At 58.4% G+C, this 1,393-nt stretch carries 1 protein-coding gene and 1 pseudogene; both read left to right on the top strand.

The annotated features are described in order from the left end of the window. A pseudogene (locus CSQ89_RS21520) lies at positions 1 to 736 on the top strand (Mu transposase domain-containing protein); the annotation flags it as partial. After that, positions 729 to 1,286, top strand: coding sequence for an ATP-binding protein (locus tag CSQ89_RS21515; protein ID WP_099407987.1), 558 nt, complete (start codon positions 729 to 731; stop codon positions 1,284 to 1,286). The pseudogene CSQ89_RS21520 and the gene CSQ89_RS21515, both read left to right, overlap by 8 nt. Positions 1,287 to 1,393 lie beyond the last annotated feature (107 nt).

The raw sequence follows: 1,393 nt of genomic DNA, 5'->3' as shown, positions 1-1,393 counted from the left end.
CTTTGCCGAGCTGAACGTCTGGCTGGGAGATCGCTGCCGGGCGCTATGGGCTGAACTGATGCACCCTGAGCACAAAGGCCTCAGCATCGCTGAGTTGTTGGAGCGGGAACAGGCCGAGATGATGCCGATGCCGGCGCCGTTTGATGGCTACGTGGAGAAGATAGCGCGGGTCTCCTCGACCTGTCTAGTGAGCATCCACCGCAATCGTTACTCGGTACCGTGTGAACTGGCCGGTCAACTGGTCAGTATCCGGCTTTATCCTACCCAGGTCAGGATCGTCGCCGACGACAGTGTAGTAGCCAGCCATGAACGGCTACTAGATCGATGAGGCACCTGCTATGACTGGCAGCATTACATCCCGTTGATTGCACGTAAGCCGGGTGCATTGAGAAACGGCGCGCCCTTTGCCGACATGCCCACCCCGTTGAAGCAGCTGAATCAGGGTTTACTCCGCCACCCCGGTGGGGATCGTGTGATGGCCCAGGTGCTGGCAACCGTCCCGATGGCGGGTCTGGATGCGGTGCTGGTGGCAGTAGAACTGGTCGTCGAGTCCGGCGCCCTCAGTATTGAGAACGTGCTGAATGTGCTGGCTAGACTGAACGCGAGTCCGATGCCTGCGGGGGCGGAAACGAGCCTGCAACTGAAGGAGGCGCCGCGTGCCAATACCGGTCGATATGACAGCTTGCGCTGTGTCACCGATACCGTAGTGACGGTGGAGAGGGCGGGTCATGCGTGATATTGCGAAGGAGCTCAAAGCATTGCGGTTGCATGGCATGGCGAGTACGTGGACGGAGCTGACCGCCCAGGGGGACAGTTCAACATCGGCATCCCGCTGGCTGATCGAACACCTGCTACAAGCCGAAGACACCGACCGCGCCATGCGGTCGATCCACCATCAGATGAGCACGGCCAAGTTCCCGTCCCACCGTGATCTGGCGGGGTTTGACTTCGATGCTACCCAGGTCGATCAGCATCTGGTCAGGCAGTTGGCGACGCTGGTCTTCACGGACACGGCGCAGAATCTCGTCTTCATTGGTGGTCCGGGTACCGGCAAGACGCATCTAGCCACAGCCATCGGCATTGCTGGCGTGACGGTGCAGAGCAAACGGGTGAGGTTCTTCTCGACGGTAGACCTGGTCAATGTACTGGAAAGAGAGAAGCGCGACGGGAAAGCCGGTCGGACAGCCCAGACATTGATGCGCATGGATCTGGTCATTCTGGATGAGTTGGGTTACCTGCCGTTCAGTCAGATTGGGGGTGCTTTACTTGTAGAAGTTCAGACTTGATCTGACAGTTGCCCGTTTTGACGGTGCCCGATTGTCATACATGGACGCCCCCGTTTGCCAAGCCATCTTTTTGTTGCACCAAGAACAAGGTTGAGATTGCAGCCATA

The organism is Chitinimonas sp. BJB300 (genome assembly GCF_002735695.1).
GTDB lineage: Bacteria > Pseudomonadota > Gammaproteobacteria > Burkholderiales > Chitinimonadaceae > Chitinimonas.
This window is presented reverse-complemented; position numbering and strand designations above follow the sequence as displayed.